This is a genomic window from Pseudomonas sp. MWU13-2105 (assembly GCF_023242315.1).
Lineage (GTDB): Bacteria > Pseudomonadota > Gammaproteobacteria > Pseudomonadales > Pseudomonadaceae > Aquipseudomonas.
Window position 1 is genome coordinate 33,897 of sequence record NZ_JALLIY010000021.1, and the last position, 23,043, is coordinate 56,939.

Consider the following 23,043-nt stretch of genomic DNA (forward strand, 5'->3'; position numbering starts at 1 on the left):
CCCATCAATTCGATTCAGCGGTATTGCGCAAACACGCCCGGCACCGGGGCCGTCGATTCGCGCAGGACAATACTTGGCGTCACGATCCGCCGGTCCACCGCCAGCAGTGGCGTGGCGATTCGGTTCAAGAGCATTTCGGCCGCGGTTTCCCCCAGTTGGAGAATCGACTGGCCGACCGTGGTCAACGCCGGAAAAACATAACGGCTCATCTGGATATCGTCGAAGCCGATCACCGACAGCTCGCCGGGCACGCGGATATTGCGCTCCGCCGCGGCGCGCAGCACACCGATGCCGAGCATGTCGTTACCGGCGAAGATCGCGCTGGGCCGGTCCCGCTCCAGGAGCAAGGCCGCCGCCTGATAACCGCCGGTGCTGGTGAAATCGCTTTTCACCACCCAGCGCTCGGGCACTTGCACCGCCGCTTGCTCCAGGGCCCGTCGATAACCGGCCAGACGCATCTGCGCCACACTGGTATCGGCCGGGCCGCCGATAAACGCAATCGCCCGATGCCCCAGCTCCAGCAGGTGCCGGGTGGCCAGATAGGCGCCCTCTTCGTGGTCGATGCGCACCAGGTCGGTTTCGATCCCGGCAATGCCCCGGTCAACTATGACCATCGGCGTGCGCACCGCCGCCAAGCCGCCGGCAAAGCTGTCGTCGCCGCCGGTGGAGGCGACGATCAGGCCGTCGACCCGTTTCTCCAGCAGTACCCGCAGGTAGCTGCGCTGCTTGTCCGGGTCATCGTCGGAGTTGCAGAGGATCACGCAGTAGTTGTTGCGCTCGCAGTAATCCTCGATGCCCCGCGCCAGCTCGGCGAAGTACGGGTTGAGACTGTTCGGCACCAGCAGGCCGATGGTCGCGGTGGTCTTGGCTTTCAACGAGCGCGCCACGGCACTGGGCACATAGTCGAGCTGGGCAATCGCCTCTTCGACCTTGAGCCGCACCTGCTCGCTGACCGGCCGCGTCTTGTTCAGTACATGGGACACCGTGGTGTACGAGATCCCGGCCAGCGCCGCCACATCCTTGATGGTTGCCATGGCTCAGGCCCGCCGACGGGCGCGTTGGCTGCGGTAGGTATCGAGTACCACCGCGATCACGATCACCGCGCCGGTGATGATGCGTTTGGTCGGCTCGGTGGCGCCGATCTGCGCCAACCCCGCCGCCAGCACCGAGATGATCAGGACGCCGAAGAAGGTGCTGATCACCGAACCACGGCCGCCCATCAGGCTGGTGCCGCCGATCACCACGGCGGCGATCACTTGCAGCTCCAGGCCGGAGCCGGCATTCGGGTCCGCCGCTTCCAGGCGCGAGATCTGGAACAGCGCGGCAACCCCGGCCAGCAGGCCCATCAGGCTGAACACCAGGATCTTGTAGGGCTTTGGATTGATCCCCGCCAGGCGCACGGCTTCCTCGTTGGTGCCGATGCCGATCAGGTAACGGCCGAACACGGTCCGCGTCAGCACCAACTGGGCGACGACGATCACCAGCAAGGCGATGATGAACGACGGCGAGATGCCAAAGGCCACCGGGTTCGACAGCCAGGCGAACGAGTCGCCGATATAGGCGGTGCGCGAGCCGGTCATCTGGTAGGCCAGGCCGCGAGCCATTTCCAGCACGCCGAGGGACACGATAAACGACGGAATGCGCCAGGCCACGGTGATCGAACCGGTCACGGTGCCGGCCAGCGCCGCGCAGCCCATGCCCAGCAGCGAGGCCGGCAACACGCCCCAGCCCCAGCCGAGGATCGCCACGCTGACCGCCGAGGCCGCCAGGGCCAGCACCGAGCCCACCGACAGGTCGATGCCGCCGATGATCAGCACGAAAGTCATGCCCACCGCCAGCACCATCAGGTCGGGAATCTGGTTGGCCAGGGTGCTGAAGGTGTCATAGGAGAGGAAATGACTGCTCAGGCTGGAAAACAGGATGATCATGGCGAGCAAGGCGCCCGCCAGGCCCAGGTAGGTGCCCAGGCCATAGAAATTGCGCGAGGTCTTGCCGGCGGAAGGTGCAGTTTTCATAGGGTATTCCTGGGCGCCGCTTCGTTGAGCAACGCATCACGTTTTTGGTAGCCGGCGAACGCGGCGGCAAGCAACTCGTCCTGGGTCCAGGTGTCACGCTCGAAGGTCTCGATCAGGCGTCCGGCCGAGAGCACGCCGATGCGGTCGCAGATCAGCATCAGCTCGCGCAGGTCGCTGGACACCACCACCAGCGCCTTGCCCTGGCGGGTCAGTTCGCCCAACAAGGCATAGATATCGAACTTGGCGCCGACGTCGATCCCGCGGGTCGGTTCATCGAACAGCAACACCGCGCAGTCGCGCTCCAGCCAACGACCGATCACCACTTTCTGCTGGTTGCCGCCGGACAGCTCGGAGACCAGTTGGTCGGGACTGGAACTGCGAATGCGCATGGCATCGATCTGACGCTGTGCCAGCGCCGACTCGTCACGCCCATTGACCAGGCCGGCGCTGGAAATCGCCGGCATGTTGCCCAGGGCGATATTGGCGCTGATCGATTGCGTCAGCAGCAGCCCCTCGCCCTTGCGGTCTTCGGTGATCAGGGCGATGCCATGGCGCACCGCATCGACCGGCGAACGGATGTCCGCGACCTTGGCCGGCGAGCCGAGGGCGACCGTGCCGCTGTCGGCGATATCGGCGCCGTAGATCAGCCGTAGCAGCTCGGTGCGACCGGCGCCGATCAGGCCGGAAATGCCGAAGATCTCACCGGCGCGCACTTCGAAGGAAACGTCGAGCACCTTGTCCCCACGGCTCAGGCCGTTGACGGTCAGGGCCGGCGCGCCGATCTTGCGCACGCCCATGTCCATGTGTTCGCCCAGCTCGCGGCCGACCATCAGGTTGACCAGTTGCTCGCTGTTGTAGTTGGCCATCGGCTCGACGCAGACCAGGTTGCCGTCGCGCAACACCGCGATGCGCTGGGCGACCCGGGCCAGTTCTTCGAGCCGGTGGGAGATATAGATGATCGCCACGCCACGGGCTTGCAGGCGGGCAATCTGGTCGAAGAGCATTTCGACTTCGCGGGCGGTGAGCATCGCAGTCGGCTCGTCGAGAATCAGCACATGGCAATCGCCGATCAGGTTACGAGCGATCTCCACCATCTGTTGGTGCCCGATACCCAGCTCACCGACCAGGGTGTCCGGGTCGATGGCATCGAGGCCGACCTGGGCCATGGCTTCGATGGCGGCGCTGCGCAACTGCTTGCGACTGATCCAGCCACCGTGGCTGGGCAGGTTGTCGAGAAACAGGTTTTCCGCCACGGACAGGGTCGGCAGCAGATTGAGTTCCTGCATGACCATGCGGATGCCCAGCTCTTCAGCCTGGGTCCGGCTGCCCGGGGTATAGGCGCGACCGTTGAACAGCATCTGCCCGGTGGTCGGCGTGACCAGCCCGCCGATGATTTTCGACAGGGTGCTTTTGCCGGCACCGTTTTCACCGGTCAGCGCCAACACTTCGCCGCGCAGCAACGTCAGGTCGATGTTGCTGAGGACAGGTTGCGCGTAGGTCTTGCCGATACCGCTGACCGACAGGACAGCGTTCGGAGCGGAAGATGACATAGGAAAGTCTCCATGTGCCCGCTCAGGACGAGCGGGCACGTTGAACGGCGAGAGGTTTACTTCTTGAGTACCAGCTCGACCGGGGTTTCGATCACGCCGTCCTTGCTGTCGACTTTTTCGCCCTTGATGATTTTCAGTGCGGTTTCGATGCCGAACACCGCCTGCTTGGCGGCGAACTGGTCGGCGGTGGCGAGCACGCGACCGTCCTGGAGCATCGGTTTGATGGCATTGATATTGTCATAACCCACCACTTGCACCTTGCCGGCCTTGCCCGCCGAACGCACGGCCGAGACCGCGCCCAGGGCCATGCTGTCGTTGCCGGCGAGCAACGCCTTGAGGTTCGGGTATTCGTTGAGCATGGCCGAGGCGACCGCGTTGCCCTTGTCGATTTCCCAGTCGCCGGACTGCACGGAGACGATCTTCATGTCGGCGGCCTTCATTGCATCGGTGAAACCGGCGGTACGCATCTGGGCGTTGGTGGTGGTGGACACGCCTTCGATGATGCCGACTTCGTCACCGGCTTTCAGCTGCTTGGCCAGGTACTCGCCGACCAGGCGCGCGCCCTTGCGGTTGTCAGGCCCTACGAACGGTACTTCGATGCCCTTGCTTTTCAGCACGCCGGCGTCGAGCTGGTTGTCGATGTTGATGACGACGATCCCGGCATCCTTGGCTTTCTTGATCACCGAGACCATGGCCTTGGAGTCGGCCGGGGCGATCACGATGGCGTTGACCTTGGAGACGATCATCTGGTTGACGATGTCGATCTGCGCGGTGGTATCGGTTTCGTTCTTGATGCCGTTGGAGACCAGGTCGAAATCGGCGGTGTGGGCTTTCTGGTAGTCCTTGGCGCCGTCTTCCATGGTGCGGAAGAATTCGTTGGCCAGGGATTTCATCACCAGGCCGACCTTCGGCTTGGCGGCGGCATCGGCGGCGAAGGCCTGGGACAGCGGCAGGGTAGCGGAGGCGGCGGCAAGTACGGCGACAGCAAGAAGGCGTCCAGCGAATGGCAACTTCATGGGTTTACTCCGGATCTTATGATTGTTGTGAGCAACGCCAGGAGCGTGACGGGAAATGCGTGTGCACAGCCCTGGAAACAGTTCGCGCAAACGTTTGCGTAATTCAACTATGCGAATCTCGCGCAGGTTTGTCAACGGTCTGTCACAGCATAGTCGCCGGTCTTACAAACAAGACGTCCTCGACCAGGTCGGGCAAGGACTTCCCTGGCGTCAGCCCCCCGCCGCCCCCGCCATACTGCGCATCTCACTGTAAAACCTAATAATTTCTCGATTGGCGTGCACCAAATCGCAAAAAGCGCTGTCAGAAGCACCTCACCATTCCCTGACAGTTGCGAAATGGCTTACAGTTAAATACTGTATGCACGTACAGCTAATTGAGGATTGTTCCGTGGCCAACTCAACTTCCGCCGCTCCCAGCACCTACGAACGCATGGGCCTGCGCGTCCAGAAAATCATCAACTCGCCGAACGCGCAGAAAGCCAAGGCCGCCCTGCTCTTTCGGCTGCCGGACGAACCGGTGGACGAGTGGGAGCAACTGCTCGAGGAAATCGCCGAGAACGACAACGTCACCCTGGCCTACCGCGACGACGGTGGCATACAGATTTTCTGGGTTGTCCCGAAGGAAGACTGAACCAATGATTGTCCGCTTTATCGCCTTGTTGTGCTTGTTCTGTGTTTTGCCGGCCCAGGCCGATGCGCCCCGCACCTTCGCCGAAGCCAAGAAAGTCGCCTGGAAGCTCTATGCCCGGCAGTCCACTGAGTTCTATTGCGGTTGCAAGTACAACGGCAATCGGGTCGACCTGCAATCCTGCGGATATGTGCCGCGCAAGAATGCCCAGCGGGCGGCGCGCATCGAGTGGGAGCATATTGTCCCGGCCTGGCAGATCGGCCATCAGCGCCAGTGCTGGCAACAGGGCGGACGCAAGAACTGCAGCCAGAACGATACGACCTACAAGAAGGCCGAGGCCGACCTGCACAACCTGGTGCCGAGCATCGGCGAGGTCAACGGCGACCGTAGCAACTTCAGCTTTGGTTGGTTGCCGGTGCAGAAAGGCCAATACGGTTCCTGCCTGACCCAGGTCGACTTCAAGGCCAAGAAGGTCATGCCGCGCCCGTCGATTCGCGGGATGATCGCGCGAACCTATTTCTACATGAGCAAGCAGTACGGCCTGCGTCTGTCGAGACAGGATCGCCAGCTGTATGAAGCCTGGAACAAGACCTACCCGGTCCAGGCCTGGGAGCGCCAGCGCAACCAGAGCGTAGCCTGCGTCATGGGCCACGGCAACGGCTTTGTCGGGCCGGTGAACCTCAAGGCTTGCGGCTGAAGATGCCCTGAGAACGCGGTCCCCAGGGGAGAACGCTGCCCCTGTGGGAGCGGTGCTTGCCCGCGAAGCTTTTAGTGTTCTCACGGGCCTCTTCGCGAGCAAGCTCTGCTCCCACAGGGATCGCGGGTCAGCTCTGCTCCCACAGGGATCGCGACAAGCCCTGCTACAGGCTCAATAGCCCGGCGCGGGCGCGGCGTTATTTTGCGCCGGGCTGTCCGCCGGCACCTTGTGCTCCACCACCTCGGAATCCATGTTCTGCTTGTCGGCCAACTGCGCCTTTTTCTGCTCGGCAATCTCCTTGCTCGCGAACGGTCCGGCGACGACCTGGCCGTTATCGAGGATCTTGAACGGATAGGCATGCTCGATCAGCCAGGCCGTCCAGTCGGTGAGGGCCTTGGACTTGTCGTCCTTGATCAGCAGGTCCCAGCCGCCCACGGGCGCCACCGCCGCGACCGGCGCCGAGGCCACTTTCGCCGGCTCGACCTTGTTTCCCGAGCCATCTCCACACCCAGCCAGCACCACGAGTGCCACCATCACTGCTATTCTGCGCACAAAGCGTCTCCCGTAATGATCAGTTAATGTGATTTTATCACCTTGCAGCCTGTCTTAACCTCGTTCCACTGGCTGTGGCGGTCTTATCAGGCTGAATTACCGACGATTTTCCGACCCTGGGGAATTAAATAGAATGAAATGACGTCTGTAATGAACCACCCGTACGGATGCACTTAGCGGTATTCTGTGTGTAAGACCTAAGCCAGGAATGCCTGAGAAAGGCACCTTAGTAACATTCAAGGAGAAAGACATGCTGATACTCACCCGCAAAGTCGGTGAAAGCATCAACATCGGTGACAACATCACGATCACGATTCTGGGCGTTAGCGGCCAGCAGGTCCGGGTGGGCATCAACGCTCCCAAGGACGTTGCCGTGCACCGTGAAGAGATTTACCAGCGCATCCAGGCCGGACTCTCGGCCGGTGATAAAGAACCAAAGTAAGCCTGCTCCCTCGTCAGCCCGCCGTTTTCAGGGTCGCGGCTGACGAAAGCTCCCCCCTCTCCTCGCCGCTTGCTCAACCGCGCCCGTTATTTCAACTCCCCAGGATCAGGCCGCCCGCCGGCAACGGCAGCGCTGTCTTGTAGCGCACCTGCTTGAGGGCAAAACTCGAGCGGATGTTCGCCACCCCCGGCACCTTGGTCAGAAAATCCATCATGAAGCGCTCCAGTGACTGGATCGTCGGCACCAGCACGCGGATCAGATAGTCCGGGTCTCCGGCCATCAGGTAGCACTCCATCACTTCCGGCCGATCGGCAATTGCCGCCTCGAAATGCTGCAACGCCTCCTCCACCTGCTTTTCCAGGCTGACATGGATAAACACGTTGACGTGCAGGCCAAGCAATTCCGGATCGAGCAAGGTCACCTGCTCACGGATCAGCCCCAGTTCCTCCATGGCCTTGACCCGGTTGAAGCACGGTGTCGGCGACAGGTTGACCGAGCGGGCGAGGTCGGCGTTGGTGATGCGGGCATTCTCCTGAAGGCTGTTGAGAATCCCGATATCGGTGCGATCCAGTTTGCGCATGAGATAAAAACACCTGCTTTTTATGGTTATGCAGATTTTTTATCTGCAAATCGTCTCAAGCGCAACGAAACAGAGAGAAATATTCTTCTTCGTCCGGCCTATGATTGTTGTAGGACAAGATTTCCCTTACCTAGGGAATGATTGCCAGCTCGCGCGCCCACTACAAGAAATTCACAAGATAGAGCGTAGAAAGCCATGACCTCAGCGTACGAACCGCTGCGCCTGCACGTTCCTGAACCTTCAGGGCGTCCCGGTTGCAAGACCGACTTCAGTTACCTGCGCCTGACCGATGCCGGCCAGGTCCGCAAACCCCCGATCGACGTCGAACCCGCCGACACCGCCGACCTGGCCAAGGGCCTGATCCGCGTGCTCGACGACCAGGGCCAGGCGCTTGGCCCCTGGGCCGAAGGCGTGCCGGTGGCGATCCTGCGCCAGGGCATGCGCGCCATGCTCAAGACCCGCATCTTCGACACGCGCATGGTGGTTGCCCAGCGCCAGAAAAAAATGTCGTTCTACATGCAGAGCCTCGGCGAGGAAGCCATCGGCAGCGCCCAGGCCATGGCCCTGAACCTCGACGACATGTGCTTCCCCACCTACCGCCAGCAGAGCATCCTGATGGCCCGGGACGTACCGCTGGTGGACATGATCTGCCAACTGCTGTCCAACGAGCGCGATCCGCTCAAGGGCCGGCAACTGCCGATCATGTACTCGGTGCGCGACCATGGTTTCTTCACCATTTCCGGCAACCTCGCCACCCAGTTCGTCCAGGCTGTCGGCTGGGGCATGGCTTCGGCGATCAAGGGCGATACCAAGATCGCTTCGGCCTGGATCGGCGACGGCGCCACCGCCGAGTCGGACTTCCACACCGCCCTGACCTTCGCCCACGTGTACCGCGCCCCGGTGATCCTCAACGTGGTCAACAACCAGTGGGCGATCTCCACCTTCCAGGCCATCGCCGGCGGTGAAGCCACCACTTTCGCCGGGCGTGGCGTGGGCTGCGGCATCGCTTCGCTGCGGGTCGACGGCAACGACTTCATCGCCGTCTACGCCGCCTCGACCTGGGCCGCCGAACGCGCCCGGCGCAACCTCGGGCCGACCCTGATCGAGTGGGTCACCTACCGTGCCGGCCCACACTCCACCTCCGACGATCCATCCAAGTACCGTCCCGCCGACGATTGGAGCCACTTCCCCCTGGGCGACCCGATCATGCGCCTCAAGCAGCACCTGATCGCCATCGGCCAATGGTCCGAAGAGGAACACGCCGCGGTCAGCGCCGAACTGGAAGCCGAGATCGTCGCCGCGCAGAAGCAAGCCGAACAGTTCGGCACCCTGGCCGGCGGGCAGATGCCCAGCGCCGCGAGCATCTTCGAGGACGTCTACAAGGACATGCCCGAGCACTTGCGCCGGCAGCGTCAGGAATTGGGGTTATAAGCCATGAACGATCACAGCAAACTGCAAACGGAGAACGCCGTGGCCACCAGCACCATGACCATGATCCAGGCCCTGCGCTCGGCCATGGATGTGATGCTTGAGCGCGATAACAACGTGGTGGTGTTCGGCCAGGACGTCGGTTACTTCGGCGGTGTGTTCCGTTGCACCGAAGGCCTGCAGAACAAATACGGCACCTCGCGGGTGTTTGACGCGCCGATCTCGGAAAGCGGCATCGTCGGCGTCGCCGTCGGCATGGGCGCCTACGGCTTGCGCCCGGTGGCGGAAATCCAGTTCGCCGACTACTTCTACCCCGCCTCCGACCAGATCGTCTCGGAAGCGGCGCGGATACGCTACCGCTCCGCCGGCGAGTTCAGCGTGCCGATGACCCTGCGCATGCCCTGCGGCGGCGGCATCTACGGCGGCCAGACCCACAGCCAGAGCCCGGAAGCGATGTTCACCCAGGTCTGCGGCCTGCGCACGGTGATGCCGTCCAACCCCTACGACGCCAAGGGCCTGCTGATCGCGGCCATCGAAAACGATGACCCGGTGATCTTCCTCGAACCCAAGCGCCTGTACAACGGCCCGTTCGACGGCCATCACGAGCGTCCGGTAACGCCCTGGTCCAAGCACCCGGCCAGCGCCGTGCCCGAGGGCTACTACACCGTGCCACTGGACAGCGCCGCCATCGTCCGTCCCGGCACCGAGGTGACTATCCTCACCTACGGCACCACCGTCTACGTAGCCCAGGCCGCCGCCGAGGAAACCGGGGTCGACGCCGAAGTCATCGACCTGCGCAGCCTCTGGCCGCTGGACCTGGAAACCATCGTCAACTCCGTGAAGAAAACCCGTCGTTGTGTCGTCGTCCACGAAGCCACCCGCACCTGCGGCTTCGGTGCCGAGCTGATCGCCCTGGTCCAGGAGCATTGCTTCTACTACCTGGAAGCACCGATCGAGCGCGTCACCGGCTGGGACACGCCTTACCCGCACGCACAGGAATGGGCTTATTTCCCCGGCCCGGTGCGCGTCGGTGCGGCCTTGAAACGGGTCATGGAGGTCTGAATGGGTACTCATATCATCAAGATGCCGGATATCGGTGAAGGCATCGCCGAAGTCGAACTGTCGCAGTGGCACGTCAAGGTCGGTGACCTGGTGGTCGAAGACCAGGTGCTGGCGGACGTCATGACCGACAAGGCCATGGTCGATATCCCCTCGCCGGTCCACGGCAAGGTGCTTGCCCTGGGCGGCGTGCCCGGGGAAGTCATGGCGGTCGGCAGCGTTCTGATCAGCATTGAAGTGGAAGGCGCCGGCAACCTGCGCGAAGGCGCTGAAGCGCCGGCACCGAAGGCTGCACCGGCGGCGGTCGTGGAACAGCCGATGGCCGAACCTGAAACCGCGAGCAAGCCCGTCGCCAAACCGGCGCCAACCGGCCCCGCAGCGGCCCCCCCTGCCCCCGTGGCCCGCGCCGCCGACGAGCGTCCACTGGCCTCTCCCGCCGTGCGCAAACGCGCCTGGGATGCCGGGATCGAATTGCGTTTCGTCCACGGTAGCGGCCCGGCCGGGCGCATCCTGCACGACGACCTCGACGCTTACCTGGCTCAATCCGAGCAACCGGCTCCAGCGGTCGCCAGCTACGCCAAGCGCACCGACGAACAGCAGATCCCGGTGATCGGCCTGCGCCGCAAGATCGCCCAGCGCATGCAGGACGCCAAGCGTCGCGCCGCGCATTTCAGCTATGTCGAGGAAGTGGATGTCACTGCCCTAGAAGAGCTGCGGGTCCACCTCAACCACAAGTACGGCGACAGCCGTGGCAAGCTGACCCTGCTGCCGTTCCTGGTAAGGGCGATGGTCGTGGCTTTGCGCGATTTCCCGCAGATCAACGTGCGCTATGACGACGAGGCCCAGGTCATCACCCGCCATGGCGCGGTGCATGTCGGGGTGGCCGCGCAGACCGACGGAGGCCTGATGGTGCCGGTGGTGCGCCATGCCGAAAGCCTCAACCTGTGGGGCACTTCGGACGAGATCAACCGCCTGGCCCAGGCCGCCCGCAGTGGCAAGGCCAGTCGCGAGGAGATGTCCGGCTCGACCATTACCCTGACCAGCCTCGGGGCGCTGGGCGGGATTGTCAGCACGCCGGTGCTGAACCTGCCGGAAGTGGCGATTGTCGGGGTCAACCGCATTGTCGAGCGGCCCGTGGTCATCAAGGGCCAGATCGTGATCCGCAAGATGATGAACCTGTCCAGTTCCTTCGATCACCGGGTGGTCGACGGCATGGACGCGGCCCAATTCATCCAGGCCATTCGCGGCTTGCTCGAACAACCCGCCAGCCTGTTTGTGGAGTGATCATGCAACAGACCCAAAACACCACCCTGTTGATCATCGGCGGCGGCCCTGGCGGTTATGTCGCGGCGATTCGTGCCGGCCAACTGGGCATTCCCACCGTGCTGGTGGAAGGCCAGGCGCTGGGCGGCACCTGCCTGAACGTCGGCTGCATTCCGTCCAAGGCGCTGATCCATGTCGCCGAACAGTTCCACACCACCCGAGGCTACAGTGGCGGCACCTCGCCGCTGGGGATCAAGGTGTCGGCGCCGAGCCTGGATATCGGCAAGAGCGTCGAGTGGAAGGACGGGATTGTCGACCGCCTGACCAGCGGCGTCGCCGCGTTATTGAAGAAGAATGGCGTCAAGGTGATCCATGGCTGGGCCAAGGTCATCGATGGCAAGCATGTCGAGGTCGATGGCTTGCGCATCCAGTGCGAACACCTGCTGCTGGCCAGCGGTTCGCAAACGGTGAACCTGCCGATGCTGCCGCTCGGCGGGCCGATCATTTCGTCCACCGAAGCGCTGGCGCCGACTTCGATTCCCAAGCGCCTGACCGTGGTCGGCGGTGGCTATATCGGCCTGGAGCTGGGGATTGCCTACCGCAAGCTGGGGGCCGAGGTCACGGTGGTCGAAGCCCGCGAGCGGATCCTGCCAACCTATGATCGTGAACTGACCCAGCCGGTGGCCGAGTCGATCAAGGCCCTGGGTATTACCGTGCATCTGGGGCATAGCGTCGAAGGCTTCGATGCGGCGTCAAGCACCCTGTCGGTGCGCGATCCCCAGGGTGAAACCCTGCACCTGGTGACCGACCAGGTGCTGGTGGCCGTAGGGCGCAAGCCACGGACCCAGGGCTGGAACCTTGAAGCCCTGGCATTGGACATGAACGGCGCGGCGATCAAGATCGACAACCGCTGCCAGACCAGCATGCGCAATGTCTGGGCCATCGGCGACCTGACCGGCGAACCGATGCTCGCGCACCGGGCCATGGCCCAGGGCGAGATGGTTGCCGAGCTGATTGCCGGGCAACATCGTGAGTTCAATCCGACGGCGATTGCCGCGGTGTGCTTTACCGATCCTGAGTTGGTGGTGGTCGGTAAAACCCCGGATGAAGCCAAGGCCGCCGGGCTGGATTGCCTGGTGTCGAGTTTCCCGTTTGCCGCCAATGGCCGGGCCATGACCCTGGAATCGAAAAGCGGTTTCGTGCGGGTGGTGGCGCGGCGTGACAATCATCTGATCGTCGGCTGGCAGGCGGTGGGGGCCGGGGTGTCGGAACTGGCGGCGGCGTTCGGGCAATCCCTGGAAATGGGTGCCTGCCTGGAAGATATCGCCGGGACCATCCATGCCCATCCGACCCTGGGTGAGGCCGTGCAGGAAGCGGCGCTGCGGGCGTTGGGGCATGCGTTGCACCTCTAGGCACCACTGATCCATGGGTTGAACACGCACCCTGTGGGAGCGGAGCTTGCCCGCGAATCTCGAGAACACGCGGAGTAGCAGATACACCGCGTTATCGTTCTTCGCGGGCAAGCTCCGCTCCCACAAAAACGAGTCCAACATTCCCTAAGTGTTAATCCCGATACCCCGGCGCCACCCGATCCAGCAACCGCAACATCGCCGCCCACGCCAACCCCATGGCATCCGGGTCGCTCAACTGCCCCTCCTCCAGCGGCCGGCCCGGGTCATTGAACTGTCGCTCGGTATGGGCGCACACCGCGTCCGACGGCAATACCAACTCTCCACACGCCTGGGCCGCAATCTGGATCTCGCAGGCCTTCTCCAGGTAATACATGCGGAAAAACGCCTGGGCCACGCTCTCGCCCACCGTCAGCAAACCATGGTTGCGCAACAGCATCACCGACTTGTCCCCCAGGTCCCGCACCAACCGCGCCTGCTCATCCAGATCCAGCGCCACGCCTTCATAGTCGTGGTAAGCCGTGCGCCCGAAGAACTCCATGGAAATCTGGTTCACCGGCAACAACCCGCACTTGAGCGCCGCCACCGCGCAACCGGCCCGGGTATGGGTGTGCAACACGCACTGCGCATCTTCCCGGGCACCATGAATCGCACTGTGAATCACAAACCCGGCCGGATTCACCGGATACGGCGAGTCCTCCACCGCCCGCCCATCCAGACCAATCTTCACCAGGTTCGACGCAGTGATTTCCTCGAACATCAGCCCATAGGGGTTGATCAGGAAATGATGGTCAGGCCCCGGCAAGCGCAGGGAGATATGGGTAAAGATCAGGTCGGTCATGCGAAAGTGCGCAATCAACCGATAACAGGCCGCCAGTTGCTCGCGCAATTGACGCTCAATGGCCGCCGGTGCGGCGGCGGTGTGCAGAAGGTCGTTCAAGCGGGTAACTCCTCCAGGCAGATAAACCGCGGTGCCCGAAAGGCGTCCGCGATCCCTAATGCCAACCAGTTAACGAAATTTGAGGCTGGACGCGGTCTTGTGGCGAGCGGGCTTGCCCGCGCTGGGCTGCGAAGCAGACCCAAAACCTGTGACTGCGTTCTACCTGACACAATGAAGTCGCTGATTTTAGGGCCGCTTCGCGCCCCAACGCGGGCAAGCCCGCTCGCCACAAATAAATATCGGCCAGTCTGAAGATTACTCTTAGCTGACAGACATCGCCCGGCTGCCGCTACTTTACTTGCTTGCCCAGGCATTGAAACGTTCTTCAAGCTCCTCGCCGTGATCGTTCCAGAACGCCACGTTCATCGACAACGCGCCCTTGAGGTTCTGCGGCGCCGTCGGCACCCACTTCGCCAGGCTCGGATCCAGCCGCGTGGCGGCCTCGGTATTGGTCGGACCGTAGGGAATCTGCCGCACGTAATTGACCTGGGCATCGGCCTGGTTGGCAAAGGCAATAAAACGCTTGGCCTGATCAACGTGCTTCGAGCCCTTGATGATCGCCCAGTAATCCATGCCGTACAGGCTCTGCGGCCAGACCAGGGCCAGATGGCTGCCCTGCTGCGCGGCGGCGGCCACGCGTCCGCTGTAGGTCGAGGTCATGACCACATCGCCAGCCATCAGCCATTGCGCCGGCTGGGCGCCCGCCTCCCACCACTGGATATAAGGCTTGAGCTGGTCGAGCTTGGCAAAGGCCCGGTCGATCCCTTTCGGTGTGCTCAATACCGTATACACGTCCTCGGCCTTCACTCCATCCGCCATCAACGCGAACTCCAGGTTGTACACCGCACGCTTGCGCAAACCGCGCTTGCCGGGAAAGGTCTGCACATCCCAGAAGTCGGCCCAGGACACCGGCGCCCGCGCCAGCTTGTCGGTGTCGTAGGCGATGGCGACACTCCACACCAGCGCCGCCGAACCGCACTCCTGGGCCGCATCGGGGATCAACTGGTCGGCATGGCCGATCTGCTTCCAGTCGAGGCGTTCATACATGCCTTCGTCACACCCGCGCATCAAATCCGGTCCTTCGATCTGCACCACATCCCAGTCGACGCTGCCGGTGTCGACCATGACCTTGATCCTGGCCATTTCACCGTTGTATTCGCTCTGGATCAGCTTGCTGCCATCCTTGGCGCTGAAAGGCTGGAAGAACGCCGTGTCCTGGGCTTTCTGCCCGGCGCCGCCATAGCCGACCACCACCATGTCCTGGCCGGCCTGGACACTGCCCATGACCAGCGTCAGGAGCAAGGGATAAAAACCGTACGTGCGGGTGTTCGATTTCATCGTTGAATCCTCGTGCGGTATCACCCGGGTCCGACGCCCATGGCGATCCATTTTCTTGTTGTATGAGGTACGCCCGGTCATCAGGCGTGTTTTGAAGCTAACCGAAGGCAAAGTAAAAAAACAAGTTGATTTTTTACTACAGGTAAATTTTCATGGAGCAATAATAACAACCGCCCGTCCTTGATCCCGGGCCGCCTGGAGCCTTGCCATGTCGACGTCGCCACATGCCTTTCGTCATCTGTTCGAACCCTTGCAGATCCGTGGCAAGCGCCTGAAGAACCGCATCATGTCCAGCGGGCACGACACCTCCATGCCCACCGACAACCTGGTCAACGAGCAGTTGATCGCCTATCACCGGGCCCGCGCCGAAGGCGGTGTCGGCTTGATCGTGCTGCAGGTGGCGGGGGTCCACCACAGTGCGCGCTACACCTCCCACGTGCTGATGGCCACCGACGATGCCTGCATCGACGGCTATCGGCGGCTGGCCGAGACCTGTCATGCCCACGGCACCCTGGTGTTGTCGCAGATCTTCCATCCGGGCCGGGAAATCATGGAGTCCAGCGATGGCCTGCTGGCAGTCGCCTACTCGGCGTCCTGCGTGCCCAACGAGCGTTTCCGGGTCATGCCGCGGGCACTGGACCAGGCGATGATCGACGAGATCGTCGGCGGCTACGCGGCGGCGGCGCGGCGCCTGCACCAGGCCGGGATCGACGGCGTGGAGGTGGTCGCCAGCCATGGCTACCTGCCGGCGCAGTTCATCAACCCGCGGATCAATCGGCGCACCGACGGCTACAACGGCGAGTTGGTGCAGCGTCTGCGTTTCCTCCGGGAAGTGCTGGCCGCCGTGCGCGCGGCCACCGATGAACAATTCATCATCGGCCTGCGGATTTCCGCCGACGAGCGCGATGCCGAAGGCCTGACCGAGGACGAATCCCTGGCCGCCGTGGTGCAGTTGCAAGGCGAACTGGACTATGTGCATATCGTCGCCGGGACTTCAGCGTCCCTCGGTGGCGCGGTGCATATCGTCCCGCCGATGGCCATCGAAGCCGCCTATCTGGCGAAAGAAGCCGGCACGTTCAAGGCCAGGCTGTCGATTCCGCTGTTCGTCACCGGACGGATCAACCAGCCGCAGGAGGCCGAGTTGATCCTCTGCCGTGGCCAGGCCGATGTCTGCGGCATGACCCGGGCGCTGATCTGCGACCCGCAGATGCCGAACAAGACCGACAGCGGCCACAGCGAAGATATTCGCGCCTGCATCGCCTGCAACCAGGCCTGTATCGGGCACTTCCACAAGGGCCTGCCGATCAGTTGTATCCAGCACCCGGAAACCGGCCGCGAGTTGCAGTACGGGCAGTTGATTGCCACGACGCGGCGCAAGCGCGTGATGATTGCCGGCGGTGGCCCGGCGGGGATGAAATCGGCGGCCGTGGCGGCGCAGCGCGGGCATGAGGTGAGCTTGTACGAGGCCAGCTCGCAGTTGGGCGGCCAGGTATTGCTGGCGCAGTTGCTGCCGCGCCGTAGCGAATTCGGCGGCGCCAGCACCAACCTGCAACGGGAAATGGAACTGGCCGGCGTGCGGGTGGTGCGCAATACCCGGGTCGACCGGGCGCTGGTGGAGCGCGAGCGGCCGGACCTGGTGATTGTCGCCACCGGTGCCGAACCTTACTGGCCGGCCTTCGAGCGCGGCGGTGAGTTGCAGGTGGTGGATGCCTGGCAGGTGCTGCGTGACGAAGTGCCGGTCGGCCGTTCGGTGGTGGTGGTCGACTGGCGTTGCGACTGGATCGGGCCGGGGATTGCCGAGCGTCTGGTGCGGGCCGGGCATCAGGTGCGACTGGCGGTCAACGGCCCCCATTGTGGCGAGAGCCTGCCGCTGTATGTGCGCGACCAGTTGGCCGGTGAGCTGCATCGCCTCGGTATTCCCATCACCCCGTATGCCCGGCTCTATGGCTGCGATGACAACACGGTGTACCTGCAACATACCGCCAGCGGCGAGCCGATGTTGTTCGAAGAGGTCGACACCCTGGTGCTGTGCCAGGGACATCAACCGGTCGATACCCTGGGTGATGAATTGCAGAGTTTGGTGGCGTTCCGCCGGATCGGCGATTGCCTGGCGCCGCGTACGGTGGAGGAAGCAATCTATGAAGGGCTGAAGGTCGCCTGGGAGATCTGACCGTAAGCCGGACAAACCTCGTGGCTGCTAAACCCGGTGGCAGGTGAACTCGGTGGCGAGCGGGCTTGCCCGCGCTCGGCTGCGAAGCAGTCGTAAAACCTGTGATCGCGTTCTATCTGACACCATGGGGTCGCAGATTTTAGGGCCGCTTCGCGCCCCAGCGCGGGCAAGCCCGCTCGCCACAAATCTCGGCAAGGCTTGAGATCATTGGGTACCAGGGTGCCCCCTCAACACTCGCCAAGTGCCTTATACTGCGGCCCTTTCAAGGATTGGAGCAGGCCATGAGCAACGCCCCAACGCCCGCCGGTGACAGCGCCGCCGCGGGCCCGCAGTTTCTCGGTACGCGTATTCGCGGCCTGCGCAAACGGCGTGGCATGACCCTGACCGAACTGGCGACCCAGGCCGAACTCACCGCCGGCTACATCAGCCAGCTGGAACGCAACCTCGCCTACCCGTCGATCCCGGCCCTGTTCAATATCGCCCGCAGCCTGGGCGTGACCATCCAGTGGTTCTTCGCCAGCGAAGCCATCACCGCCCCCGCGGACAACGGCTACGTGGTGCGCAAGAACAGCCGCCTGAGCGTGCACTACGAAGACGGCATCGTCGACCAACTGCTGACCCCGCAACCCAACCGCCAACTGGAAATCCTCCACTCGCGCTTCCCGCCAGGCACCTACAGCCAGCAAAGCTACAGCCACGAAGGCGAAGAAGCCGGCTACCTGCTGTCCGGGACCTTCGAACTCTGGGTCGGCGAGCGTCACTTCCAACTGACCGAGGGTGACAGCTTCAGCTTCTCCAGCCAGGAACCGCACCGCTATGGCAACCCCGGCGAGGTCGACGCCGTGGTCATCTGGGTCATCACTCCGCCAACCTTCTAGGCCCTGTACGACAACCGCCTGGGCGACGATCATCCAGCGTCAGCAACAGGCCCGGCGAGTTTTCCAACAGCCCTGAACCCGACAAGGTCCCACCATGAGCACCGAACAAGCCGCCCCGGCGCTGAAGGAAATCTTCAACAGCGAACGCCTGCTGCATATCGCCAACGAGATGCGCGCGGTGTACCCCGACTTCGATAGCGCCGGTTTTATCAGTCGCACCCACCAGGGTCTCGATGAACTGTCGATCATGCAGCGCCTGGCCCGGGTCAGCGAAAGCCTGCACGCGGTGCTGCCGCTGAGCTACAGGCAGTCCCTCAAGCTGCTGCGCCAGCTCGCCCCGCGCCTGAACAGCGGCTTTGTCTGCATGTGCCTGCCGCACTACGTGGCGAGCTACGGTAGCGAGGACTTCGAACTGTCGATGGACGCACTGAAGTACTTCACCGCCTTCGGCTCTTCGGAGTTCGCCATACGGCACTTTCTGCTCAGCGATTTCGAACGCACCCTGGCGGTGATGAAAAGCTGGTCCCTGGACCCCGACGAACACGTCCGTCGCCTCGCCAGCGAAGGCTCGCGACCACGCCTGCCATGGTCCTTCCGACTGGCCCAAATCCAGGCCGATCCGAGCCTCGCCGCCGAAATACTCGACACCCTCAAGGCCGACGACAGCCTGTACGTGCGCAAATCGGTGGCCAACCATCTCAACGACATCACCAAGGAGCATCCCGACTGGGTACTGGAACTGATCGAGGGCTGGTCGTTGGAGGACCCGCGCACCGCCTGGATCGCCCGTCATGCCCTGCGCAGCCTGATCAAACAGGGCAATCCACGGGCCCTCACGCTGATGGGCGCCGGCGCCAGGGCCGAGGTCGAAGTGCGGGGGCTGAAGGTCGAACCCGCGGTGATCCGCCTCGGCGACAGCGTCACCCTGTCCTTCACCCTGGCCTCCCGCGTGGCGGCCAGCCAGAAGCTGGTGATCGACTACGCGATCGACTACGTGAAGGCCTCGGGTGCCACCTCGAGCAAGGTCTTCAAGCTCAAGACCCTGCACCTGGCCGCCGGTGCCAGTGAAACCCTGAGCCGGCGCCAGCACATCCGTGAACTGACCACCCGCAAGCACTACAGCGGTCATCATGCCGTGCATTTGCTGGTCAATGGCGAGCGCCTGGGCAGCAGCGGTTTCGATATCCTCGAATAAGCCGGCTTGCCGGCGATGGCGTTCTCAAGGTCGGCGCCTACCGATCGAGCTTCACGCAAATGAAGGGCGTTGCAGTAGAATCGCGACCTCTTTTTTCCCAGGGCCCCGCCATGACCGCTCACCAGACTCCGCCCGCCGCCGAGCCCCAGGCCAGCGAACTGATCCTCGGCCTCGAGGACCGCCCCCGCTTGCTGATCGGCCTGCTCGCGGCCCTGCAGCACCTGCTGGCGATCATCGTGCCCATCGTCACCCCCGGCCTGTTGATCTGCCAGGCCCTGGGCGTGTCGGCGCGGGACACCAACCTGATCGTCTCGATGTCCCTGGTGATCTCCGGCATCGCCACCTTCGTCCAGTGCCGCCGCTTCGGTCCCTTCGGCGCCGGGCTGTTGATCGTCCAGGGCACCAGCTTCAACTTCGTCGGCCCGCTGATTGCCGGCGGCGCGCTGATGGTCAAGCAAGGCACGCCGGTGGAGACGGTGATGGCGACGATCTTCGGCGTGGTCATCGCCGGCTCCTTCATCGAGATGGGCATCTCGCGGATCCTGCCCTTCGTCAAGCGCATGATCACCCCGCTGGTGACCGGCATCGTCGTGCTGATGATCGGCCTGACCCTGATCAAGGTCGGCCTGATCAGCATGGGCGGCGGTTTCAGCGCCATGGCCAACGGCACCTTCGCCAACGGCGAGAACCTGCTGCTGTCCGGCGTGGTCCTGGCAATCATCGTGGTCCTCAACCGCATCCCGCTGGTGTGGATGCGCAGTTGCGCCATCGTCATCGCCCTGGCGGCCGGCTATGCCCTGGCCGGTTACCTGGGCCGCCTGAACTTCACCGGCATGCACGAGGCCGCGCTGTTCCAGGTCCCCACCCCGCTGCACTTCGGCCTCGGATTCTCCTGGGCGCTGTTCATTCCGATGCTGGTGATCTACCTGGTGACGTCCCTGGAAGCCATCGGCGACGTCACCGCCACCAGCAAGGTCTCGCGCCAGCCGGTGGAAGGCCCGCTGTGGATGCGGAGGATCAAGGGCGGCGTGCTGGTCAACGGCGCCAACTCGCTGCTCGCCGGGCTGTTCAACACCTTTCCCAGTTCGATCTTCGCCCAGAACAACGGGGTGATTCAGTTGACCGGCATTGCCAGCCGGCATATCGGCCAGTGGATCGCCCTGATGCTGGTGCTGCTCGGCCTGTTCCCCTCGGTGGCCGGCGCGATCCAGGCGGTGCCCGAACCGGTGCTCGGTGGCGCGGCCATGGTGATGTTCGGCGCGGTGGCGGCCTCGGGGATCAATATCCTCGCCAGCATCCACCTCGACCGTCGGGCCCTGCTGATCATCGCCGTGTCCCTGGCCCTGGGCCTTGGCGTCTCCCAGGTCCCGGAATTCCTCGCCCATATGCCGGCGGCGCTGCGTAACGTGCTGGAGTCCGGCGTAGCCACCGGCGGCATCTGCGCGCTGCTGCTGAACTGGTTCCTGCCGGAAGCACAAAAAGCCTGATCAGCGACATCGGCGGCGGCCTTGAAAGCCGCCGTCTTGAGGCCTCCAGCCGGAAAAAAACCTGACCGAAATCAGGCTCTTATTAAACTAAAGTTCATGTCCCGCAAGGGTTTTTTGACTCGGAACTGTCACATACCGCCCCTTTAATTGTTTCAAGAGTTTGCTGCTCTTATTTCAATTCTGTGACTAGGATCCGAACCCAATGAACAAGCTGTTGAGCCCCTTAGTGGGCGCCGCCCTGGCGAGTGTCACGATCTACGCCCACGCGGACTTCATCGATGACAGTCACGCCGACGTGACCCTCCTTAACCGCTACCTGAACCAGGATGGTCAAGGCGTCAGTGGCAGCACGGCCAAGGCCAAGAGCTATCACGATTGGGGCCAGGGCTTCCAGTTCGACTTCAAGTCCGGCTACACCGAAGGCACCATCGGCCTGGGCCTGGACCTGCAAGCGTTCTACGGCCTGAAGCTCGATTCCGGCGGCGACCTGAACGACAAGACCCACCAGGGCCGCTACCCCGGCAGTATGTTTCCGCTGGACAACGGCAAGTCCGTCGATCAGTTCGGCGTGCTCAGCCCGACGATCAAGGCGCGTTTCCTCAAGGATGAACTGCGCGTCGGTACCCTGTACCAGAACAACCCGATGCTGGCCAACACCGACGGCCGCCTGTACCGCCAGACCAACACCGGTGCGCAACTGGTGTCCAAGGACCTGGATAACTTCACCTTCACCGTCGGCGATATCACCCAGACCAAGATTCGCAACGAAACCGGCGACGTCGGCATGATCACCGCCGGCGGCACCAAGAAGAGTAATCGTTTCCTCTACGGCGGTGCCGACTACGCCGGTATCCCGGGCACCACCCTGAGCGCCTGGTACTCGAACCTGTCGGACTACTACCAACAGGCCTTCCTCGGCGCCAAGCGGCATGACGCCCTGCCCGTCGGCGCCATCGACAGCGACTTGCGCGCCTACCGCAGCCTGGGTACCGGCGGCAACTCCGATGGCGACAGCCAGTACGCGGCCGCCGGTTACTACGGCAACGGCCTGACCAAGGGGCGGATCAACCAGTCGACCATCAGCCTGATGGAAAGCTATAGCCTGGCCGGCCACACCGTTGGCCTGGGTGCCCAGAAAAACAGTGGCAACAGCGACTTCCCATACCTGGACTCCGGCCTGAACAGCGGCTCCAGCCTCCAGGGCCCGGGCTCGGGCGCTGACACCCCGGCGCTGACCAACCTGCAATTGAACAAATTCCAACACGCCGGTGAACGCACCTGGCTGGCGCAGTACAAATACGACTTCGCCCACCTGGGGATCGATGGCCTGGCATTTGCCGCCACCTACGCTCACGGCGATCAGATCAGGACTCCCTCCGACCCCAATGCCAAGGAATGGGAACGCGATATCTCGCTGGCCTACAACGTCCCGAGCGGTCAGCTGAAAGGCCTTGGCGTACGTTGGCAGAATGCCCATGCAAGCCCGGACATCACGGGGGCGACCATCCAAGACGAAAACCGCTTCTATGTAAGTTATGTGGTGCCACTCTGGTAGGAAACCCTGGGGCCGGGACAGTCCTGATGTCATTCAATCAGGGTCAACCCCGGTCCTTGTAGGAGCAGAGCTTGCTCGCGAATAGGCCCTTGAGGTCGATAAAAGCTTCGCGAGCAAGCACCGCACCCACAGCTTTCAATAATCCAACCTGCTTATCGAACGACCACTCCATACACTGGATAGATCAATCCCCGGAACAGCCACTGCCCCAAGTCTTGTACTTGTACTCCTTGATCTCCCCGCTCGGGGTCTTGTAGGTCATCTTCGCGTCAACGATGCCACAGGCATAAGGATCGGAATCCACGCGAATAACTTCGGCAATGTCTTTTCTGTCCAGGGCAAAGGCTTGGGCACTGAAAACGAATAGCGCAACGGTCAGACACTTCGTATAGATATTCATGGCGATCTACTCAAGATAAAAATAGGGAACAACCTGCCGCACTGGGCAGACAGCACCTGAGCAGACTCTCAATCGACCATTACCCTTGGATTAAGAAAATCGCAAACTTTCTTAAATAAAACTTTATAAAACCCGCAACTCATCACCTGACAATCGCGCTAAAACACCCATACTTGCTTGCGCCGAGCGAATATAACAAAACTTACACTTGCAAATATCCCGGCAAACAATCGCGCTATTACCAATCATTCATTACTTACCGACACTCCAATTCAAATTCCATAAAATTATTATCCGCTCGAAGCCCCCCATCCGCAGGCATTCCAGAATCGGCCATCACATCTGCTCGCCGGGCAGTCCTCCCGACCAACGGTCAGCAGAACTGTCATTTCTGACAGTAGCCGCCCAGGCACTTCGGGATCAGGCTGTTCCGACAGGCAT

General features: G+C 62.6%; 21 protein-coding genes. 12 read left to right on the forward strand and 9 right to left on the reverse strand.

Annotated elements, in window-relative coordinates; genetic code table 11:
- Window positions 1-14 precede the first annotated feature (14 nt).
- From M5B96_RS26695 to M5B96_RS26710, 4 genes are read right to left on the reverse strand one after another with little or no spacing between them, the layout of a single operon-like run.
- Window positions 15-1,034 carry a LacI family DNA-binding transcriptional regulator gene (locus M5B96_RS26695; RefSeq protein ID WP_248799969.1) on the reverse strand — a complete coding sequence of 340 codons (1,020 nt, stop codon included), beginning with the start codon at window positions 1,032-1,034 and terminating at the stop codon, window positions 15-17.
- A 3-nt stretch (window positions 1,035-1,037) separates the two neighbouring features.
- Window positions 1,038-2,015, reverse strand: a complete 978-nt coding sequence (locus M5B96_RS26700) for an ABC transporter permease (RefSeq protein WP_248799970.1) — start codon at window positions 2,013-2,015, stop codon at window positions 1,038-1,040.
- The gene (locus M5B96_RS26705) at window positions 2,012-3,565 is read right to left on the reverse strand and encodes a sugar ABC transporter ATP-binding protein (RefSeq protein WP_248799971.1); all 1,554 of its coding nucleotides are present in this window, start codon (window positions 3,563-3,565) and stop codon (window positions 2,012-2,014) included. Before M5B96_RS26705 ends, M5B96_RS26700 begins: the two co-directional genes overlap by 4 nt.
- Before the next feature lie 56 nt (window positions 3,566-3,621).
- The gene (locus M5B96_RS26710; RefSeq protein ID WP_248799972.1) at window positions 3,622-4,581 is read right to left on the reverse strand and encodes a sugar ABC transporter substrate-binding protein; all 960 of its coding nucleotides are present in this window, start codon (window positions 4,579-4,581) and stop codon (window positions 3,622-3,624) included.
- A 358-nt stretch (window positions 4,582-4,939) separates the two neighbouring features.
- Between M5B96_RS26710 and M5B96_RS26715 the strand changes: the two genes are divergently transcribed.
- Both M5B96_RS26715 and M5B96_RS26720 read left to right on the forward strand, forming a co-directional pair.
- The gene (locus tag M5B96_RS26715; RefSeq protein ID WP_248799973.1) at window positions 4,940-5,212 is read left to right on the forward strand and encodes a DUF1654 domain-containing protein; all 273 of its coding nucleotides are present in this window, start codon (window positions 4,940-4,942) and stop codon (window positions 5,210-5,212) included.
- Window positions 5,213-5,216: 4 nt separating this feature from the next.
- Complete coding sequence (locus tag M5B96_RS26720; RefSeq protein ID WP_248799974.1) at window positions 5,217-5,906, forward strand: endonuclease; 690 nt, start codon at window positions 5,217-5,219, stop codon at window positions 5,904-5,906.
- Between the two features lie 171 nt (window positions 5,907-6,077).
- Here the strand turns inward: M5B96_RS26720 and M5B96_RS26725 are convergent, their stop codons facing one another.
- Window positions 6,078-6,458 carry a hypothetical protein gene (locus M5B96_RS26725; RefSeq protein WP_248799975.1) on the reverse strand — a complete coding sequence of 127 codons (381 nt, stop codon included), beginning with the start codon at window positions 6,456-6,458 and terminating at the stop codon, window positions 6,078-6,080.
- A gap of 250 nt (window positions 6,459-6,708) precedes the next feature.
- Between M5B96_RS26725 and csrA the strand changes: the two genes are divergently transcribed.
- The gene (gene csrA / locus M5B96_RS26730; RefSeq protein ID WP_100940160.1) at window positions 6,709-6,900 is read left to right on the forward strand and encodes a carbon storage regulator CsrA; all 192 of its coding nucleotides are present in this window, start codon (window positions 6,709-6,711) and stop codon (window positions 6,898-6,900) included.
- 91 nt (window positions 6,901-6,991) lie between these two features.
- Here the strand turns inward: csrA and bkdR are convergent, their stop codons facing one another.
- Window positions 6,992-7,480 (reverse strand): Bkd operon transcriptional regulator BkdR, encoded by a 489-nt coding sequence (bkdR, locus tag M5B96_RS26735; protein WP_040069147.1) that lies wholly within the window; start codon window positions 7,478-7,480, stop codon window positions 6,992-6,994.
- A 195-nt stretch (window positions 7,481-7,675) separates the two neighbouring features.
- Between bkdR and M5B96_RS26740 the strand changes: the two genes are divergently transcribed.
- Genes M5B96_RS26740 through lpdA form a run of 4 tightly spaced genes read left to right on the forward strand, consistent with a single transcriptional unit; the run spans window position 7,676 to window position 12,642 of the window.
- The gene (locus tag M5B96_RS26740; RefSeq protein WP_248799976.1) at window positions 7,676-8,911 is read left to right on the forward strand and encodes a 3-methyl-2-oxobutanoate dehydrogenase (2-methylpropanoyl-transferring) subunit alpha; all 1,236 of its coding nucleotides are present in this window, start codon (window positions 7,676-7,678) and stop codon (window positions 8,909-8,911) included.
- Between the two features lie 3 nt (window positions 8,912-8,914).
- Window positions 8,915-9,970 (forward strand): alpha-ketoacid dehydrogenase subunit beta, encoded by a 1,056-nt coding sequence (locus M5B96_RS26745; protein ID WP_248799977.1) that lies wholly within the window; start codon window positions 8,915-8,917, stop codon window positions 9,968-9,970.
- A complete protein-coding gene (locus tag M5B96_RS26750) occupies window positions 9,971-11,251 on the forward strand; it encodes a dihydrolipoamide acetyltransferase family protein (protein WP_248799978.1) in 1,281 nt (426 codons plus the stop codon).
- Window positions 11,252-11,253: 2 nt separating this feature from the next.
- Complete coding sequence (gene lpdA / locus M5B96_RS26755) at window positions 11,254-12,642, forward strand: dihydrolipoyl dehydrogenase (protein ID WP_248799979.1); 1,389 nt, start codon at window positions 11,254-11,256, stop codon at window positions 12,640-12,642.
- Window positions 12,643-12,793: 151 nt separating this feature from the next.
- Here lpdA and M5B96_RS26760 read toward each other — a convergent pair whose 3' ends face one another.
- A complete protein-coding gene (locus M5B96_RS26760) occupies window positions 12,794-13,579 on the reverse strand; it encodes a class II aldolase/adducin family protein (RefSeq protein WP_248799980.1) in 786 nt (261 codons plus the stop codon).
- A 294-nt stretch (window positions 13,580-13,873) separates the two neighbouring features.
- A complete protein-coding gene (locus M5B96_RS26765; RefSeq protein ID WP_248799981.1) occupies window positions 13,874-14,917 on the reverse strand; it encodes an ABC transporter substrate-binding protein in 1,044 nt (347 codons plus the stop codon).
- 208 nt (window positions 14,918-15,125) lie between these two features.
- Between M5B96_RS26765 and M5B96_RS26770 the strand changes: the two genes are divergently transcribed.
- The 5 genes from M5B96_RS26770 (at window position 15,126) to M5B96_RS26790 (ending at window position 22,202) form a co-directional block, all read left to right on the forward strand.
- A complete protein-coding gene (locus tag M5B96_RS26770) occupies window positions 15,126-17,087 on the forward strand; it encodes an FAD-dependent oxidoreductase (protein ID WP_248799982.1) in 1,962 nt (653 codons plus the stop codon).
- A 281-nt stretch (window positions 17,088-17,368) separates the two neighbouring features.
- Complete coding sequence (locus tag M5B96_RS26775; protein WP_248799983.1) at window positions 17,369-17,965, forward strand: helix-turn-helix domain-containing protein; 597 nt, start codon at window positions 17,369-17,371, stop codon at window positions 17,963-17,965.
- Window positions 17,966-18,059: 94 nt separating this feature from the next.
- Complete coding sequence (locus M5B96_RS26780; RefSeq protein ID WP_248799984.1) at window positions 18,060-19,160, forward strand: DNA alkylation repair protein; 1,101 nt, start codon at window positions 18,060-18,062, stop codon at window positions 19,158-19,160.
- A 110-nt stretch (window positions 19,161-19,270) separates the two neighbouring features.
- Window positions 19,271-20,647 carry a nucleobase:cation symporter-2 family protein gene (locus tag M5B96_RS26785; protein WP_248799985.1) on the forward strand — a complete coding sequence of 459 codons (1,377 nt, stop codon included), beginning with the start codon at window positions 19,271-19,273 and terminating at the stop codon, window positions 20,645-20,647.
- Between the two features lie 202 nt (window positions 20,648-20,849).
- Entirely contained in the window at window positions 20,850-22,202 is a 1,353-nt protein-coding gene (locus M5B96_RS26790; protein WP_248799986.1) for an OprD family outer membrane porin, read from the forward strand.
- Window positions 22,203-22,386: 184 nt separating this feature from the next.
- Here M5B96_RS26790 and M5B96_RS26795 read toward each other — a convergent pair whose 3' ends face one another.
- The gene (locus M5B96_RS26795; RefSeq protein WP_248799987.1) at window positions 22,387-22,602 is read right to left on the reverse strand and encodes a DUF2790 domain-containing protein; all 216 of its coding nucleotides are present in this window, start codon (window positions 22,600-22,602) and stop codon (window positions 22,387-22,389) included.
- Window positions 22,603-23,043 lie beyond the last annotated feature (441 nt).